Here is a 1,790-nt window from a genome sequence, read left to right as displayed (position 1 = left end):
CGCATGGTAGGAGAGCGTTCCGTAAGCCTGCGAAGGTGCCTTGTAAAGGGTGCTGGAGGTATCGGAAGTGCGAATGCTGACATGAGTAGCGATAAAGGGGGTGAAAGGCCCCCTCGCCGTAAGCCCAAGGTTTCCTACGCAACGTTCATCGGCGTAGGGTGAGTCGGCCCCTAAGGCGAGGCAGAAATGCGTAGCTGATGGGAAGCAGGTCAATATTCCTGCACCATTGTTAGATGCGATGGGGGGACGGATCGCGGAAGGTTGTCCGGGTGTTGGAAGTCCCGGTCGCTGCATTGGAGAAGGCGCTTAGGCAAATCCGGGCGCAGGATTCAAGGGTGTGGCGCGAGCTCCTTAGGGAGCGAAGCAATTGGAAGTGGTTCCAAGAAAAGCCTCTAAGCTTCAGTCTAACGATGACCGTACCGCAAACCGACACAGGTGGGCGAGATGAGTATTCTAAGGCGCTTGAGAGAACTCGGGAGAAGGAACTCGGCAAATTGGTACCGTAACTTCGGGATAAGGTACGCCCTTGTAGCTTGACTGGCCTGCGCCAGGAGGGTGAAGGGGTTGCAATAAACTGGTGGCTGCGACTGTTTAATAAAAACACAGCACTCTGCAAACACGAAAGTGGACGTATAGGGTGTGACGCCTGCCCGGTGCCGGAAGATTAAATGATGGGGTGCAAGCTCTTGATTGAAGTCCCGGTAAACGGCGGCCGTAACTATAACGGTCCTAAGGTAGCGAAATTCCTTGTCGGGTAAGTTCCGACCTGCACGAATGGCGTAACGATGGCCACACTGTCTCCTCCCGAGACTCAGCGAAGTTGAAGTGTTTGTGATGATGCAATCTACCCGCGGCTAGACGGAAAGACCCCATGAACCTTTACTGTAGCTTTGCATTGGACTTTGAACCGATCTGTGTAGGATAGGTGGGAGGCTATGAAACCGGAACGCTAGTTTCGGTGGAGCCGTCCTTGAAATACCACCCTGGTTTGTTTGAGGTTCTAACCTTGGCCCGTGATCCGGGTCGGGGACAGTGCATGGTAGGCAGTTTGACTGGGGCGGTCTCCTCCCAAAGCGTAACGGAGGAGTACGAAGGTACGCTAGGTACGGTCGGAAATCGTGCTGATAGTGCAATGGCATAAGCGTGCTTAACTGCGAGACCGACAAGTCGAGCAGGTGCGAAAGCAGGTCATAGTGATCCGGTGGTTCTGTATGGAAGGGCCATCGCTCAACGGATAAAAGGTACTCTGGGGATAACAGGCTGATACCGCCCAAGAGTTCATATCGACGGCGGTGTTTGGCACCTCGATGTCGGCTCATCTCATCCTGGGGCTGTAGCCGGTCCCAAGGGTATGGCTGTTCGCCATTTAAAGAGGTACGTGAGCTGGGTTTAAAACGTCGTGAGACAGTTTGGTCCCTATCTGCCGTGGGCGTTGGATATTTGAAGGGGGCTGCTCCTAGTACGAGAGGACCGGAGTGGACGAACCTCTGGTGTACCGGTTGTCACGCCAGTGGCATCGCCGGGTAGCTATGTTCGGAAGAGATAACCGCTGAAAGCATCTAAGCGGGAAACTCGCCTTAAGATGAGATATCCCTGGGGACTAGATCCCCTTGAAGGGTCGTTCGAGACCAGGACGTTGATAGGTCAGGTGTGTAAGCGCAGTAATGCGTTCAGCTAACTGATACTAATTGCCCGTAAGGCTTGATCCTATAACAAGTCTGCCTTGTAGATCGGCGCCGTGCGAGAGCACCGGCCGCAAGATCCAGAGCGACAAGTTGGATTCTCGTGTG

Annotated in this window: 1 rRNA gene; it reads left to right on the top strand. The window is 54.1% G+C overall.

The features are described 5' to 3' along the window. Positions 1–1,709 (top strand): 23S ribosomal RNA (locus tag ACV22W_RS33420); the annotation flags it as partial. Positions 1,710–1,790: the final 81 nt, after the last annotated feature.

It is taken from the genome of Burkholderia sp. AW49-1 (assembly GCF_053427845.1).
This window is presented reverse-complemented; position numbering and strand designations above follow the sequence as displayed.